The 14,995-nt window shown below is 70.2% G+C and carries 15 protein-coding genes; 2 read left to right on the top strand and 13 right to left on the bottom strand.

Annotated elements, in window-relative coordinates; all coding sequences use genetic code 11:
• Positions 1–238: 238 nt before the first annotated feature.
• Positions 239–664, bottom strand: a complete 426-nt coding sequence (locus NI26_RS02085) for a DUF3151 domain-containing protein (protein WP_066651898.1) — start codon at positions 662–664, stop codon at positions 239–241.
• A gap of 311 nt (positions 665–975) precedes the next feature.
• Here NI26_RS02085 and NI26_RS02080 point away from each other — a divergent pair, with 311 nt between their 5' ends.
• Positions 976–2,553 carry an ABC-F family ATP-binding cassette domain-containing protein gene (locus NI26_RS02080; protein WP_066651890.1) on the top strand — a complete coding sequence of 526 codons (1,578 nt, stop codon included), beginning with the start codon at positions 976–978 and terminating at the stop codon, positions 2,551–2,553.
• A gap of 2 nt (positions 2,554–2,555) precedes the next feature.
• Here NI26_RS02080 and NI26_RS16070 read toward each other — a convergent pair whose 3' ends face one another.
• The 5 genes from NI26_RS16070 to NI26_RS02060 all read right to left on the bottom strand — a co-directional run bounded on the left by NI26_RS16070 (position 2,556) and on the right by NI26_RS02060 (position 7,331).
• The gene (locus NI26_RS16070; protein WP_081984573.1) at positions 2,556–3,407 is read right to left on the bottom strand and encodes a DUF4435 domain-containing protein; all 852 of its coding nucleotides are present in this window, start codon (positions 3,405–3,407) and stop codon (positions 2,556–2,558) included.
• Positions 3,400–4,851, bottom strand: coding sequence for an AAA family ATPase (locus NI26_RS16065; RefSeq protein WP_144411208.1), 1,452 nt, complete (start codon positions 4,849–4,851; stop codon positions 3,400–3,402). The genes NI26_RS16070 and NI26_RS16065 overlap by 8 nt, the downstream gene beginning before the upstream one ends.
• Positions 4,852–4,949: 98 nt before the next feature.
• The gene (locus tag NI26_RS02070) at positions 4,950–5,651 is read right to left on the bottom strand and encodes an SDR family oxidoreductase (protein ID WP_066651886.1); all 702 of its coding nucleotides are present in this window, start codon (positions 5,649–5,651) and stop codon (positions 4,950–4,952) included.
• 93 nt (positions 5,652–5,744) lie between these two features.
• Positions 5,745–6,806: a YihY/virulence factor BrkB family protein gene (locus NI26_RS02065; protein ID WP_066651884.1), complete on the bottom strand. Its 1,062-nt coding sequence runs from the start codon at positions 6,804–6,806 to the stop codon at positions 5,745–5,747.
• A 3-nt stretch (positions 6,807–6,809) separates the two neighbouring features.
• Positions 6,810–7,331: a hypothetical protein gene (locus NI26_RS02060; protein WP_066651882.1), complete on the bottom strand. Its 522-nt coding sequence runs from the start codon at positions 7,329–7,331 to the stop codon at positions 6,810–6,812.
• Between the two features lie 63 nt (positions 7,332–7,394).
• On the opposite strand from NI26_RS02060, the gene NI26_RS02055 reads away from it, so the two are divergent.
• Entirely contained in the window at positions 7,395–8,135 is a 741-nt protein-coding gene (locus tag NI26_RS02055) for an MBL fold metallo-hydrolase (protein WP_066651881.1), read from the top strand.
• A 289-nt stretch (positions 8,136–8,424) separates the two neighbouring features.
• On the opposite strand, the gene NI26_RS02050 is transcribed toward NI26_RS02055, so the two are convergent.
• From NI26_RS02050 to NI26_RS02020, 7 genes are all read right to left on the bottom strand, one after another.
• The gene (locus tag NI26_RS02050; protein WP_066651880.1) at positions 8,425–9,468 is read right to left on the bottom strand and encodes a Gfo/Idh/MocA family protein; all 1,044 of its coding nucleotides are present in this window, start codon (positions 9,466–9,468) and stop codon (positions 8,425–8,427) included.
• 114 nt (positions 9,469–9,582) lie between these two features.
• Complete coding sequence (locus NI26_RS02045) at positions 9,583–10,509, bottom strand: prenyltransferase (protein ID WP_144411207.1); 927 nt, start codon at positions 10,507–10,509, stop codon at positions 9,583–9,585.
• Positions 10,506–10,991, bottom strand: coding sequence for a lycopene cyclase domain-containing protein (locus NI26_RS02040; RefSeq protein ID WP_066651875.1), 486 nt, complete (start codon positions 10,989–10,991; stop codon positions 10,506–10,508). The genes NI26_RS02045 and NI26_RS02040 overlap by 4 nt, the downstream gene beginning before the upstream one ends.
• A complete protein-coding gene (locus NI26_RS02035) occupies positions 10,988–11,350 on the bottom strand; it encodes a lycopene cyclase domain-containing protein (protein WP_066651873.1) in 363 nt (120 codons plus the stop codon). The genes NI26_RS02040 and NI26_RS02035 overlap by 4 nt, the downstream gene beginning before the upstream one ends.
• The gene (gene crtI, locus NI26_RS02030; protein ID WP_066651871.1) at positions 11,350–13,014 is read right to left on the bottom strand and encodes a phytoene desaturase family protein; all 1,665 of its coding nucleotides are present in this window, start codon (positions 13,012–13,014) and stop codon (positions 11,350–11,352) included. The genes NI26_RS02035 and crtI overlap by 1 nt, the downstream gene beginning before the upstream one ends.
• Entirely contained in the window at positions 13,011–13,928 is a 918-nt protein-coding gene (locus NI26_RS02025; protein ID WP_066651869.1) for a phytoene/squalene synthase family protein, read from the bottom strand. The genes crtI and NI26_RS02025 overlap by 4 nt, the downstream gene beginning before the upstream one ends.
• The gene (locus NI26_RS02020; protein WP_066651867.1) at positions 13,925–14,983 is read right to left on the bottom strand and encodes a polyprenyl synthetase family protein; all 1,059 of its coding nucleotides are present in this window, start codon (positions 14,981–14,983) and stop codon (positions 13,925–13,927) included. Before NI26_RS02020 ends, NI26_RS02025 begins: the two co-directional genes overlap by 4 nt.
• Positions 14,984–14,995 lie beyond the last annotated feature (12 nt).

Here is a 14,995-nt window from a genome sequence, read left to right as displayed (position 1 = left end):
GCTGCGGCGGCGGCGCCGGCGCGCCGGCGGGCCGCGGCACACCGTGGCGCGGCTTGCTCGCGCACAACCGGAAGCACCTCGCGCCACGGGTTCCCGTGGCGCGAGGTGCTTCCGGTTGTGCGGCGGCGTCGCACCGACACCGCGGTGCGCGGCGCCGCACGGTCGGACTGCATCCGCAGCGGGCGGCAGCCGCGCAGCGGCGCCGCCACGGCGGCCGCGCGCCGCCGCCGCCCGCCCGCTACTCCCCGGCGGTGAGGGCGCGGAGCGCCTCGGGGTCCGACGCTTCGAGGAACTCCGTCAGGCGCTCGGGCTCGCCCGGCTCCTCGATCGCGGACGCCGCGCGGCGCAGGGCGAAGAGCGCGCGGAGCACGCCGCGGTTCGGCTCGTGCGACCACGGCACCGGCCCGGCACCGCGCCACCCCGCCTTCCGCAGGGCGTCGAGGCCGCGGTGGTACCCGACGCGGGCGTAGGCGTAGGACTCGAGGGTCGCGCCGCGCGCCCAGGCCTCGTCGGCGAGGAGCGCCCACGCCAGGCTCGAGGACGGGTGCGACACGACGACGCTCGACACCGGGGCGTCGGCGGCGAGCGCGGCGGTCACCTCGGGCTCCTCCGGCAGCAGGGTCGCGGGGTTCGCGGTCGGGTTCGGCAGCAGGTTCTCCGGCATGCCCCCAGCCTGTCACCTCTTGCCGAGGAGCGGCGTCCGCCCTACGGTGGGTGACACCTCGTCGTCACGCGGGGCCGCCGGGGCGGGAGACCGACCGGCAGCACGGGTGGCGGACACGGGGGTCCCCGACGGAACGAGCAGCCTTGCAGTCGATCACCGGTACCGCGCAGTCCTCGCGCTGACACCGTGATCGTCGCGCCCCGTCGGGCGCCCTGGTCGTCGCGCCCCCTCGGGCGCTCCCGTGTGCCGACCCCTCCGGTCGCCGCGGGTCCGGTGTCGTGCGCCCAGCTCACGATCCGGGAGGCACCCCCATGCCCGCAACACCGTCCGTCGTCCTGCACGACCTCACCTTCACCTGGCCCGACGGCACCGTCGCGCTCGACCACCTCACCGCCGCCTTCGGCCGCGGGCGCACCGGCCTGGTCGGGAGGAACGGCGCCGGCAAGTCCACGCTGGTCCGGCTCGTCACGGGCCGGCTCCAGCCCACGTCCGGCTCGGTCAGCACGACCGGTCCGGTGGACCACCTGCCCCAGCGGCTGCACGCCCGCCCCGGGGACACCGTGGCGGACCTGCTCGGGATCCGCACGACGCTGACGGCGCTCCGAGCCGTCCTGGACGGCGACGCCTCGGCCGCACACCTCGACGCGGTCGGCGACGACTGGGACGTCGAGGAGCGTGCCGCCGCAGCGCTCGCGGACGTCCCCGGGCTCGACGGCGACGACCTCGACCGACCCGTCACGACCCTCTCGGGCGGGCAGGCGGTCCTGGCGGCCGTGGCCGGCATCCGCCTGCGGGGACGACCGATCGCACTGCTCGACGAGCCGACGAACAACCTCGACCGGCGGGCTCGCGCGGCCCTGCTCGACCTGGTCGACGGCTGGCGCGGCACCCTCGTCGTCGTCGGTCACGACCGGGAGCTGCTGGAGCACGTCGACGAGACCGTGGAGCTCCGCAGCGGCTCGGCGACGGTGTTCGGCGGGACGTTCAGCGCGTACGAGGAACACCTCGCCGTGCAGCAGGCCGCCGTCGCCCGCGAGGTCCGCGTCGCCGAGCAACGGCACCGCGCGGAGAAGCGGCAGCGCATCGAGGCCGAGACGACGATCGCGCGCCGGGCGAGGGCGGGCGAGAAGGCGGGCCGCTCGATGCCGAAGATCCTGGCGAACGAGCAGCGGAAGAAGGCGCAGGAGACCGCTGGTCGGCTCCGGACGGCGCACGGTTCGGCGGAGGCGCAGGCCCTGTCGGCGGTGCGGGAGGCCGAACTGCGCCTGCGCGACGACGAGCCCCTGCACGTGGCACTGCCAGACCCGGACGTGCCGGCGTCACGGCGCATCGCGACGATCACCGTGCGCGGGCGGGACACCGTCGTGCAGGGCCCGGAACGCCTCGCCGTGACGGGCGACAACGGCGTCGGCAAGACGACGTTGCTCGACCAGCTCGTCGGGAGCCCCACCGCACGGGACCACCCGGTCCCGGACACCGCGGCGGTGCCGCACGTCGACCGGATCGGGTACCTCGCGCAGCGTCGGGACGGACTCGACGACGACGCCACCGTGCTCGAGAACGTCCGGCGGGACGCCCCGCACGTGCCCGACGGGGAGCTCCGGAACCGACTCGCGCGTCTGCTCGTCCGCGGCGACACGGTGGACCGGCCCGTCCGCTCGCTGTCGGGCGGGGAGCGCTTCCGGGTGGCCCTGGCCGCGCTGGTGCTCGCGGACCCGCCGCCGCAGCTCCTGGTGCTCGACGAGCCGACGAACGACCTCGACCTGACGAGCGTCGACCAGCTCGTGGCGGCGCTCCGGGCGTACCGCGGCGCCCTCGTCGTGACCAGCCACGACGAGACCTTCCTCGAGCGGCTCGACCTGACGACGACGCTCAATTTGCTGAGGTGAGGCTAGGCGGCTAAGTCAAAAAGCTCCATTCCAGCTTCGCTCCTTCCTAGTTCTACAAGCCGGGAGATGCAGTCGAGACTGCGAAGGACATTGGGAGTCGCGCAAGTTATAAGTGATGCTTCAACTGATTTGCGAGAAATGTTTCCTGACCCAACACCCCGGAGTAGGCCGACGATTATGCCTACTATGTCGTGACCGCCGACGCGATGAACATCGCCTGCAAGCGACTTGCTAGCACGATCGATAGCGTCCAGCACTATCGAAGTTGCCGTGAAAGAGGGGTCCTTGCACCTGGCGCCGTCCACGAAGCGCAGCGCTCCGGGACACTCGCTGGTTGCATCAAGAACTGCTGTGAAGTCGTAGTTCTTGAAAATTAGAGGAAAGCCTTCGTTTAATGATGCGAGTCGGACAGATGCCAAGCCGCACCCGACCTCCAACACAACACCCTCAGCAGATCGTTGCCGGCGATTCTCGATCAACGCCGTACCGGTGACGGAATGCGCACTCATAACCCGACGTATCGACCCCTCAACTTTATGAATGACGTCACTTAGGAGATCGTAAGTCGTAGTCTGAGTCACGTTACGCGGAACGGTCGACGTCTTCACGCGTAAGCCATCAAAGTCTCGATCGACTAAGCCGATCACCGGCGTCCCCAGGTCCCTGGCCGCAATACCTGCGGCACCGATTACATTCTTCTTCCCACCGCACACTATAGGCGAGACTCCTTCAGCCACATGACCAAAGAGTATCGCGATCTCGTCAGGGCCCTCAACGAGCAGGAACGCTCTGACGTCGTCCTCATTCATCATCAGCTCGGCAAATATGCTCTCTGGTGTCAAACTATCAAGCATCGCCTATGCTCTCCGCAGTCGAGCCTTCACCTTCGTCATCCCCGAGAAAATCGCTTGACTTCGGCCCCAACCGGTCTGCAATATTCCACCATTGGCCGATGATCTGCGGAGAATGCGTGGCAACGCAGAACTGGAAGCCAACAAGGCCAGCGATGAGCAAGACATCGGCGATGAACTTTTTTTGCCAACCTATATGAAGCGAAATTTCGGGTTCATCGATAAGAACGACCGAATTTGGTTGAACATTGAAAAGCAAGTCGAAGAGTAAGATAATTTCGTGCTGCTCACCGGACGACAGAGCCGTAAGGGGAATCGTGGACCCATCGCGATTGCGAGTAACGACCATCCCGTTGTTGGCATCGATGCGAAGTCTCTTCGCGAGAAGCCGACCATTGATAATCTGCTCGAGCAGATTTATCTTTGCCAACACTTCCGAGAAGGAGGCCAACTTTTGATCGGCGTCCTCCAGGTAAAGCTCGAGCATCCCAAGCTGCCACTCGTTGAGTATGTCATCAGGCAGCGACAGCTCTGGATCAACCTTCAGATCCGCAATCTCAGTGAGTCGGGCTCGCCTCTTTGTCTGCTCTTCCCACTTGGCTCGCAAGTCGTCTTCATTCAGAGACGACTGCGATCCTCTTTCGAGCATGCGCCGAGGAAATGTGCTGTCGAGACTCTGCGTCAGTCGCGAATTTTCCGAAAGATTTGCGTTGAGCAAGCGCTTAATCTCGTCTGAATTACGGCTGATAGTAGGAACCGATCGAGCGCCTTCCGCCGTACCGAATCTGCCACGGGTACGATCAGCCACGTCGAACGCCGTCAGCCGCTGCGTTTCAATCAGTTTGATACGTAGCTCGTCGGCAAAAGCTTGAATTTGAGAATCGACTTCTCTTCGCGGAGCAGCCTCGCCCTGCCTTCTCGTTTCGTGACGATAGCGATTGAAGTATCGCGGTCTCAAGTCTGAAAAGAGCGCAACGTCGCCGTCTAGTTCATTCCGCCAAATCTCCGACCCCTCGATAGGATGCCAAGGAGTCATCCTGCTCAACCAGGAGCCAAAGTCCGAACCCGCACTCACCTGAGACGATATTGTTCGCCCACGCCGCTTCTTCAGCTTGAATTCGAGATCGAAGACGCTTGATTCTGCATCGGCATTTGCAGCGTCTTCTTCTATGGGCCTCGGGACCTTCGCGACACTAAACACATGACCGTCGGAGAAGCTTAGTTCCGCAGCAAAGAAGGGCAAGGAATTCAGTCTTGCTAGATTCAGAGCAACGAGAGCTTCGATGATCTCTAGCAGCCGTGTTTTACCTACGCCGTTGGGCCCATAGATTATCGCCAGGTCCTGGAGGCCCCGAAATTCAAACTCGTGGTCATACTCGCCAAGTACTCCCGAAACCCTTACTTTTTTAAGTTTACGCGGCACGACAACGTCGTCCACCCCTGTCACTGATCAGTCCTCACGATCGCACTGTATCGGGAACCGCACCAGTACGCCGTCCCCCGAACGCGGCTCCTGCCATGAGGTGGCTTGAGGGTGCGCGGCGGTCAGCGCTTCCGGGTCGGCCGGATCGCGACCGACTCGATCGTGCCGCGCTCCGGCAGGTCGACGACGGTCCGGACGGCCGCGGCGACGTCCTCGGGCGCCAGGTAGTAGGCGGTGTCGTAGTCCTCGCCGAGCTTCTCGGTCAGGGCGCGCTGCATGTCGGAGTCGGTGCGGCCCGGGTGCACGCTCGACACCCGCACGCCGTTCGCCCGCTCCTCCTCGCGCAGCGCGTCCGCGAAGGCCCGGAGCGCGAACTTCGACGCCGCGTACACACCGCCGCCGGGACCTGCGGTGAACCCCGAGCCGCTGTTGATCGGCACGACGATGCCCCGCGCGGCCCGGAGCGCGGGGAGCGCCAGCCGGGTCAGTTCGGCGACCGCGAAGACGTTGGTGGCGAACACCTGCTCCCACACGTCGCGCGAGGTGTCCGCGATGCGGGTGCCCTGCTCGACCCCGGCGCTGTGCACCAGGACGTCGAGCGACGCCGGCAGGTCCGGCACGTCGCCCGCGCCGAGGTCGCCGACGAACGGTGACGCACTCGGCAGCTCGGCCACGAGCGCGGCGACCGCGTCGGCGGAGCGGCCGCCCACCAGGACGTGGTGGGTGCGGCCGAGCTCCAGCGCGATCGCGCGGCCGATGCCGCGGGTCGCCCCGGTGACGAGTGCGGTCGGACGGTCAGCGGAGGCGGGAGCGGTGTCGGTCATGCGTCCCACCCTACGGAGCGGGCGTGGCGGACCGGCACCGCGCCTCCCGGCTGTGGAGGGCGGGGCCGGCCGCCGCCGCTGTGCAGGAGCCGGTCAGTCCTTCGAGCGCCCGGCGCTCTCGCGGATCCTGATGCCCTCGAGCACGTCCTTGGCGTGCTGCTCGTCCTGCTTCTCGATCTGGCGGGTGTCGCGCTCGGGGAGCTGGATGTCCTCCTCGGCCCGGATGCCGGCCTGCAGCTGGCGGCCGCGCTCGAGCTCCGCGTCGAACTCCGCACCGAAGAGCAGCGCGTTGTTCGTGATCCAGATCCAGAGCAGGAAGACGATGACACCACCGAGGGAGCCGTACGTCGCGTTGTAGTTCGAGAAGTTGCCGACGTAGAAGCCGAAGCCGACGCTCGCGATGATCCAGATCGTGATGCCGACCAGCGCGCCGCCGCTCACCCACTTGAACTTGGACTGGCGGATGTTCGGCGCCCAGTAGTACAGCACCGCGACGACGACGATCATGATCGCGAGCAGGATCGGCCACTGCACGATCGAGACCACGAGCGCTGCGGCGTCGCCGAGGCCGATGACGTCGCCGAACGCCCGGGCCAGCGGTCCGGAGACGAGCACGAGGAGCCCCAGCACGAGCAGCACGACGGTGAACACCGTGACGCCGAGCATGGTCGGTCGGAGCTTCCAGATCGGTCGGCCCTCGCGGACGTTGTAGATGCGGTTCATCGCCCGGCCGAAGGCGCCGACGAAGCCCGACGCGGACCAGAGGGCGCCGAGCACACCGACGATGAACGTGATCGGCGCCGCAGGCGAGCGCACGAGGCCCTCGACCGGGTCGCGGAGGAGCTCGGCGACCTGCCCGCCACCGACGTTCGTGACGACGTCGAGCAGGGTGTCGATCGTGTCCCGCGGGTTCGAGACCAGGCCGAGGATCGACACGATCGCCAGCAGACCGGGGAAGAGCGCGAGCACCGTGTAGTAGGTCAGGCTCGCGGCCAGGTCGGTGCACTGGTCGCTGGTGAACTCGCGGAGCGTCTTCTTCAGCGTGTACGTGAACGACGGCTTCGTGAGGTCCGTCGGGCTGTCCGGCTTCCGGGGGTCGTCCGGCGCCGGCTTGTGCTGCATCTCCTGCTGGAGGGTCTTGTCCTTGTGCGCCATGGTCTAGCCCTTCGCCTTCGCGAGGGCCTTCGCCGCCGCCTTCGACCGCGCGGCGGCCTGCTTCCGGTTCTTCGTCGCGCGGCGCTGGACCGCGGCGATGCCGGCCCGCTGCTTCACGCGGTTCTTGTGCACCGGGTCGCGTTCGAGCGACTCCTCGGCCGCCTTGCGCCGGGCCTTCCGCCCCTTCCGGCCGCCGCGCGCCTGGTCGGCGTCGAACTCGCCGCGCGCGCCGAAGGGCAGGAGCGCGGTGAACGCGGTCGACGCCGCCGGACGGTCGAGGTGCCCGGCGTCGGTCCGCCCGATGCGGGTGCCGAGGACGATCGCCGCGATGCCGGTCGCCGCGGTGACGCCCATCGCGATGAGCGGCGTCGGGTCGCGGTGCCAGAGCTGCCGGGCCTTCGCGAGCGCCAGCCGGGTGCGCGCGGGCACGTCGGAGCGCCGCCGGATCTCGCTCACGCTGTCCGTCAGGCGTTCGCGGGTCCGCACGTTCGCGAGCTCCAGCTCGGGGATGCTGTCCTTGGCCATGCTTCGTGCCTACCAGGCGGTCCCCGGCATGGCACCGAGCGACCGCGGTCTACGGTGCAGCCCATGCTCTTCCGGGACGTCGCCGAGGGGATCCACCGCCTCGAGATCGCACACACCAACACGTACCTCGTCGAGACGGGCGACCGCCTGCTCGTCGTCGACGCGGGGCTGCCCGCCGCGTGGCCGCACCTGCTGCTCGCCGTCCACGACCTCGGGTACACGCCCGCTCGGGTCGAGGCGCTGCTCCTCACGCACGGGCACTTCGACCACGTCGGCACCGCCGCCAGGATGCACCGCGAGTGGGGCACGCCCGTCTTCGTGCACCCGGGCGACCGCGACCTGGCGGCTCACCCGTACTCGTACCGGCCGCAGACGAACCGCTTCGGCTTCGTCGCGGTGCACCCCGGCGGACTCGCACCGCTCGGTCGGATGCTGCTCGCCGGTGCGGCGACGGTGGACGGGATCGCGGAGACGCAGCCGCTGGTGTCCCGCGCCGACGTCCCCGGCAACCCGTGGATCATCGAGACGCCCGGGCACACGGACGGGCACGTCGCGCTGCACTTCGCCGACCGCGACGCGCTGATCGTGGGCGACGCCCTGGTCACCTTCGACCCCTACACCGGTGGGATCGGGCCGCGGGTGGTCGCGCCGGCCGCGACGGCGGACGTCGACGAGGCCGTCGCGTCGCTCGGTCGACTCGAGGACACCGAGGCCCGGCACGTGCTGCCCGGGCACGGCCCCGCGTTCTCGCGGGGCGTGCGCGCCGCGGTCGCGCAGGCCAGGAGGGCAGCCGGCGCCGCGTAGCGCTGCCGGGCCCGAGACTCGGGCCCGGCGACGGCCCTCGCACGCACGCGCACGAGGACCGTCGCGCAGCGCGAGTCCCGCGGCAGTGGTGCCGGGTGGACGACGGACGGGAGGCGCGCGGCGGCCCTGCCCCGCGCCTCCCGTCCGTCGTGACGTGCGTCCCCGCGCACCCGTTCCTTCCCAGAACGGTTGCGATGGCTGGTGAGAACGGGCGTACCTGGTCGAACGGATCGACCAGGTATGCCCGGATCCACCAGGTACGCCCGGAGGCATCCGGAACGCGAGCGCCCTACTCGGGCAGGACCACGTCCTCGGGGCGGCCGGAGGCTGCCGAGCGACCAGCGGCCTCCATCAGCGCCAGGCTCCGCAGGTTGTCCCGGCCGCTCGTCTCGGGAGCCGGGCCGCCCTCGACGGACCGGGCGAAGGCCTGCAGCCCGCCCTGCCGGTCGGTGTGCTCGAGCGTCGGGAGGTCGACGGCCTCGGCCTCGGCGTCCTGGTCGGCCCGCAGCGTCACGCGGTCCCCGGCGATCTCGCTCGGCGATCCGTCGCGGCTCGTGAACCAGATCTCGCCGTCCTCGCCCTGGATGCTCCACTCCCCCGCCCACGCGGTCCGCGGAGCACGCGAGAGCCAGCTGCCGCGGTAGCTCACGACGAGACCGTCCTCGAGCTCGATGATCATCGACGTGACGGCCTCGTCCTGGTACTTGCTGTGGCTCGGGTACGACGCGCGGGCGTACACGCGGACGGCCTCGAGCCCGGTGATCATCCGGAGCAGGTCGAAGTGGTGGATCGCCATGTCGTTGATCATCGGGTGCGGGAACCGGTAGTGCGGGTAGGTCTCGACGGGCTGGTCGTTGTCCCACTGCCGGAAGTCGATGCTGATCGCGGACAGCTCGCCGAGCTCCTTCGCCGCGAGCAGCTCCTTGACTGCCCGGGGCGCCGGGTACCAGCGGTAGTTCTGGCTGACCTGCAGCACGAGCCCGAGCTCCTCGGCCCGACGGACCGCCGTGAGCGCCTCGTCGGTGGAGTTCGCGAACGGCTTCTCGACGAGGACGTGCTTGCCGGCCTCGAGGGCCTCGAGCGCGAGCGGCACGTGCGTGACGGCCGGCGCGGTGATGACGACGGCGTCGGCCTCCACCCCGGCGAGCGCCTCGGTGAGCGAGGCGAAGGCGGCGGATGTCGGCAGGTCGAGGTCCTCGCGCACGGCGTCCAGCGTCGCGGGGACCGGGTCGACGAGCCCGACCACCTCCACTTCGGTGACCTGCGGGATGGCGGTGCGGGCCCAGTTGCCGCCCCACCCTCCGAGACCGACGTGGATGATGCGGACCGTCATGCGTGCACTCCTTCGTGACCGGCGCGCCACGACTCCCGCGGCGCGTGCGTCCAGTCTGTCAGGCCGACGACGAGTGTCGTGCAGCCCCACCCACCGCCCGTGCAGCAGCCTGCGTCAGTGCGTCCAGGCGTAGCCGATGAGTGCCATCGTGACGATGAAGCCCGCCAGGTAGTTGATCCAGAGGAACCGCTTCCACCCCGCGTTCGCCGCCTCGGCCCCGGCGTCGGTGATGTTCCACCACGGCAGCACGTTGAGCGCGTACGGCACGACGACGATCGCCGCGATCGGCCCCGGGAAGTCCGAGAACAGCAGCGCGACGCCGGCCACGAGGTACGCCACGAACGCCAGCCGGACCGTCGCCCGGGCGCCGATCACCGTCGCGACGGAGCCGATGCCGCCGGCCCGGTCGGCCAGCACGTCCTGCACGGCGCCGAACGCGTGCGAGGCCACACCCCACAGGAAGAACGCCACGCAGACCGCGACGAGTGCCCCGGTCCAGTGCGGCCCGGCGAGCGCCAGCCCGTAGACCGCCGGTGAGACGAAGTGCGTCGACGACGTCAGCGAGTCGAGGAACGGCTTCTCCTTGAAGCGCAGTCCCGGAGCCGAGTACGCGATCACCGCGAAGACGCTGATCGCGAGCACGAGCCACGACCACGGCCCGTTGCCGCTCAGCGCGCCGAGCACCACGAGTGCGACGAGGAACGGGACGTTCGTGACGACGACCGCCCACAGCGTGGTGCGGTGGACGCTCTTGTCCAGCAGCGCGCCCTCGACCCCGCCCTTCCGGGGGTTCCGCAGGTCGGACTCGTAGTCGAAGACGTCGTTGATGCCGTACATCGCCAGGTTGTACGGCACGAGGAAGTACACGACCCCGACGAGGAACGCGACGAGCGAGAAGCCGCCGCCACCGTCGACGCCGACCCCGCTGCCGAGCAGGTACGCGGCACCGAAGGGGTAGGCGGTGTTCACCCAGCTGATCGGTCGCGACGACACGAACAGGGCGCGCGCGGTCGACGGTCTGGAGGCACTGCTCACGGTCACGGGGTCTCCTCCGGTCGACGGGGTGGCTGGGTCGGCGTTCCGACCGTACCGGTCCCGCGTCCCGCCCCGCGGACGGTGGGGTGCGCGGACGACCGGGCCCGCGGCCGCTCGAGCAGGACCCAGCAGCTCGGCAGCAGCAGGGCGGCACCGAGCGAGTACGCGAGGTCCTCGACCGGGAACAGCCCGACCCGGGCGCCGGAGACCAGCGCGTCGTCGTACGCGACGATGCCGAGCCCCACGATCACGTTGTTGAAGACGCCGGTCATCAGGAGCAGGACGACGCCGGCCGCCACGGCGCTGACGACACCGCCCACACCGACCCACCGGCGCCCCGCCCGGCCACGACCGGCCCGCCCACGACCGGCCTGTCCGCGACCGGCTCCGCGGCGACGGGCCGACACGACTCCGGCCGCCACGGCGACGAGCGCGGCGAACGTCAGGAACGGCACCGCGAGCAGGGCGTACGTCGCCGTGCCGGTCACGAGCGTCGCTCCTCGTCGGGCCCGACCCGGGACCCGGCACGGTCGAGCCGCCGGGCCACGACCGGACGCAGGGCACCGAACAGGTCCATCGTCGTCCAGCAGAGCAGCACGAGGAAGAAGACCTCCTCGAGCGGGACCTCGGGCGCGAGCAGCACCCCGGTCAGCAGGTCGCCCTGCCCGATGAAGAAGATGCCGAGGTGCACGCCCGCGACGTCCCACACGAGGAAGAACACGAGCCCGATCACCATCACCGCCGCGGCACGCAGGGGGCTGCGCCAGAGGAACAGCCGGTACCGGGCGTCGAGCACCGCGATGCCGGCGATCGACACCACGAGTCCGGCGAGGTACGCCCCCGGCATCAGCCCGCGGTCCGGGCGGACCCGGCCGTCGACGACCCGGCGGGCCCCGACGACGGTGCCGGCAGCGGCGTCGGCAGCGGTTCGGTCGACGTGTCGCCGTGGATGCGCTTGAGCAGCACCTCGGCGCTGATCAGGCACATCGGCAGGCCGATGCCCGGGGTGGTCGAGGCGCCCGCGTAGTAGAGGCCGTCCACCTTGCGGGAGACGTTCGCCTCGCGGAAGAACGCGCTCTGCGCCAGCGTGTGCGCCGGCCCGAGCATCGAGCCGCTCCACGCGTTGTAGTCGTCGGCGAAGTCCTGCGGGCCGATCGTGCGGCGCACGCGGATGCGGTCGCGCAGGTCGGGGACGCCGGAGCGCTCCGCGATGACGTCGATCGCGCGGTCGGCGATGCGCTCGACCTCGGCGTCGCCGGCACCGTCGATGCCGCCCTTCCCGATGGACAGGTCGGCGGGCAGCGGCACCAGGACGAACAGGTTGCTCGACCCCTCGGGCGCGACGGTGTCGTCGGTGAGCGAGGGCGCGCAGACGTAGATCGACGCCGGGTCCGGCACGTGTCGGTCCTTGCCGAAGATCGCGCCGAAGTTGGCCTCCCAGTCGGCGGTGAAGACCAGCGTGTGGTGCAGCAGCCCGGGCACGAGGCCGTCGACCCCGAGGTAGACGAGCACGGCGCTCGGCCCCGGGTCGCGCTTCCGCCAGTGCGGCTCCGGGTACGTCCGGTGCTCCGCGTCGAGCAGGTGCAGCTCGGTGTGGTGCAGGTCGGCGGCGCTCACCACGAGGTCGGCGGGCACGGTGTGCTCCGCACCGGAGGCATCGCGGTGCACGACGCCCGTGACGTGCCCGTCCTCGACGACGATCCGCTCGACGGTCGCACCCGTGGTGATCTCGGCACCCTCGCGACGGGCGACGCGCTCGACCGCGGCGATGACCTCGGTGATGCCGCCCTTCGGGTAGAGCACCCCGTCGGCCAGGTCGAGGTGGCTCATCAGGTGGTACATGCTCGGCGCGGCGTACGGGCTGGTGCCGAGGAACACCGCCGGGTACCCGAGGACCTGCCAGAGCCGGCGGTCCCGCACGGCCTTCGCGGCGAACGACGACAGCGGCTGCAGCAGGAGCCGGGCGAGCTTCGGCAGACGACGGAGGACGTCCGGGGCGGCGAGCTTCGTCAGGTCCTGGAAGGTCGTGTAGAGGAAGCGACGGACGGCCATCGCGTAGGTGTCCTCGGCGGAGTCGAGGTACTTCCGCAGCCGCGCACCGGCACCGGGCTCGATCGACTCGAAGAGCGCGATGTTCGCCTCGCGGTCCGCGCGCAGGTCGATCGGTTCGTCGTCGCCCTCGCTGTAGACGCGGTAGCCCGGGTCGAGCTGCACGAGGTCCATCTCGGCGTCGGCGGTGGTGCCGAGCAGCCGGAAGAAGTGGTCGAACACCTCGGGCATGAGGTACCAGGACGGCCCGGTGTCGAACCGGAAGCCGTCCCGCTCCCACGACCCGGCGCGGCCGCCGAGCTGGTCGCGCTGCTCGAGCACGGTGACGGCGTAGCCGTCGCGGGCGAGCAGCGCGGCGGACGCGAGTCCGCTGATGCCGCCGCCGACGATCACCGCACGTCGGGCCGGCACCGCGCGCCGCGACGCGGGGGTGGACGGACGGGAGGCACGGGACGGGGTCATGCACGGCCTCCAGACCGGTGATGGGCTGCGCGGGACGACAGCGGGGCGCGTCCGGCGAGCACGCGCGCGGCGAGCTGCGCCTTCACCGGGTTCGGCACGCGCACGCGCGTCGTCACCAGGCGGTGCGCCGGGCACGCGGCGATCCGGTCGTTGAGCTCCTGGAACAGCGCGTGCGCGAGACCGACGGCCTTGCGCGCGTCGACGGGGAGCAGCGGCACCGTCAGCGCGGCACGGTCGAGGTCGGCCTGCACGTCGGCGACCAGGCGGTCCTTGGTGGCCTCGTCGAACGTGCGGACGTCGACCCCCGGGAAGTACGAGCGGCCGAGCACCTCGAAGTCGGCGTGCAGGTCGCGCAGGAAGTTCACCTTCTGGAAGGCCGCCCCGAGCGCGCGGGCACCGTCGACGAGCACGGCGTCGTCGAAGGTCGGCCGACCGGCCCGGTACACGAACGCGCGGAGGCACATCAGCCCGACGACCTCGGCGGAGCCGTACACGTACCGGTCGAACGACTCCTGGTCGTGCTCGGTCCGCTCGAGGTCCATGCGCATCGACGCGAAGAACGGCTTCGTGAGCTCCGGCCCGAAGCCAGTCGTGCGGGCGGTGCGGGCGAAGGCGTGCACGACCGGGTTCACCGAGAAGCCCAGTGCCATCGCACGCTCGGTGTCGGCCTCGAGCTCGTCGAGCACGGTGCGCGCCAGGTCGTGGTCGAGTCCGGCCTCGGTCGCGGGACCGTCGACGACCTCGTCGGCCACGCGGACCAGGGCGTACACGTTGCGGATGTGCTCGCGGGTGTCCCGGGTGAGGAGCCGGCTCGCCAGGCCGAACGAGGTCGAGTAGCGCTCGATGACGACCCCGGAGGCAGCCTCGGCCGTCGCGTCGTACAGGGGCAGACGCGGTGGTGCGGTCTGGGTCACCGCACGCGCTCCAGCAGTTCGGACACCAGGTGCTCCAGTCGTTCGGCGAGCTCGTAGGGCAGGGCCGCGAGCTCGGCTCGGGCGAGGGCGGCGTGCTCGGCGATCCGGGACTCGGCCGCCGCCTTCGCGCCGCAGGTCTCCAGGGTCGCACGGAGCTCGGCCGCGCGTTCCTCGCCGAGGTCGGGGTCGCCGAGGTAGGGCGCGATGTCGTCCCAGCAGTCGGTGGTCGCGGCGTAGGCGATGAGCATGGTGCGCTTGCCCTCGCGCAGGTCGCCGAGCACGGACTTGCCGGTCACGGTCTCGTCGCCGTAGACCCCGAGCAGGTCGTCGACGATCTGGTAGGCGATGCCGATCTCGCGACCGAAGGCACCGAGGGCGGCCACGACGGACTCGTCCGCGCCGGCGAGCACGGCACCGGACTGCAGCGGCGCCTCGAACGAGTAGACGCTCGTCTTCGCCCGCTCCATGGCCAGGACCTCGTCGACGGAGGGCATGACGCCCAGCGCGAGGTCGACGTCGGTCATCTCGCCCGCCGCACTCGCGAAGACCGCGTCGTCGAGGATCTCGAGCAGCCGGGCACGACGGTCGTCGACGACACCGGACGCCTCGACGAAGCGTGCGGCGGCGACGAGGGCGAGGTCCCCCGCGATGACGGCGGCGCTCACCCCCCGGTGCTCGGCGGTGGGCAGCGCGAGACCACCGGTGGTGCCGGTGTCGCGGAAGGACCCGGCGACGTTCGGCTCCCCGCGGCGCGACCAGTCGCGGTCGATGACGTCGTCGTGCACGACGAGCGCGGTGTGCAGCAGCTCGTACGCGGCGGCGACGTTCGCGGCGGCGTGGGCATCCGTGCCGCCGAGCCCGGCGTACGCGGTGAGGACCATGCGGGGGCGGAAGCGCTTGCCGCCCATGCTCGCTCGACGGAGCACCCGCCAGAGTTCCTCGGACGGTCTGCCGAACCGACGCGCACGGGCCGACGACACCGCGAAGAAGCGTTCGATGCAGTCGTCGACCAGTGCGAGGTCGATCTGCGCCACGGTGGCCGCTTCCTCGCTCATTGGCCTAACCTA

Origin of the sequence: Curtobacterium sp. MR_MD2014 (genome assembly GCF_000772085.1) — a bacterium.
GTDB lineage: Bacteria > Actinomycetota > Actinomycetes > Actinomycetales > Microbacteriaceae > Curtobacterium.
The sequence above is the reverse complement of the archived record's forward strand: the minus strand, read 5'-3'. Positions and strand labels throughout refer to the sequence as shown.

What these genes read in the sequence shown, in the direction of transcription:
- NI26_RS02085 (WP_066651898.1), bottom strand. Translation starts at nt 664, where the DNA reads ATGCCGGAGAACCTGCTGCCGAACCCGACCGCGAACCCCGCGACCCTG.
- NI26_RS02080 (WP_066651890.1), top strand. Translation starts at nt 976, where the DNA reads ATGCCCGCAACACCGTCCGTCGTCCTGCACGACCTCACCTTCACCTGG.
- NI26_RS16070 (WP_081984573.1), bottom strand. Translation starts at nt 3,407, where the DNA reads ATGCTTGATAGTTTGACACCAGAGAGCATATTTGCCGAGCTGATGATG.
- NI26_RS02070 (WP_066651886.1), bottom strand. Translation starts at nt 5,651, where the DNA reads ATGACCGACACCGCTCCCGCCTCCGCTGACCGTCCGACCGCACTCGTC.
- NI26_RS02065 (WP_066651884.1), bottom strand. Translation starts at nt 6,806, where the DNA reads ATGGCGCACAAGGACAAGACCCTCCAGCAGGAGATGCAGCACAAGCCG.
- NI26_RS02060 (WP_066651882.1), bottom strand. Translation starts at nt 7,331, where the DNA reads ATGGCCAAGGACAGCATCCCCGAGCTGGAGCTCGCGAACGTGCGGACC.
- NI26_RS02055 (WP_066651881.1), top strand. Translation starts at nt 7,395, where the DNA reads ATGCTCTTCCGGGACGTCGCCGAGGGGATCCACCGCCTCGAGATCGCA.
- NI26_RS02050 (WP_066651880.1), bottom strand. Translation starts at nt 9,468, where the DNA reads ATGACGGTCCGCATCATCCACGTCGGTCTCGGAGGGTGGGGCGGCAAC.
- NI26_RS02035 (WP_066651873.1), bottom strand. Translation starts at nt 11,350, where the DNA reads ATGCCGGGGGCGTACCTCGCCGGACTCGTGGTGTCGATCGCCGGCATC.
- crtI (WP_066651871.1), bottom strand. Translation starts at nt 13,014, where the DNA reads ATGACCCCGTCCCGTGCCTCCCGTCCGTCCACCCCCGCGTCGCGGCGC.
- NI26_RS02020 (WP_066651867.1), bottom strand. Translation starts at nt 14,983, where the DNA reads ATGAGCGAGGAAGCGGCCACCGTGGCGCAGATCGACCTCGCACTGGTC.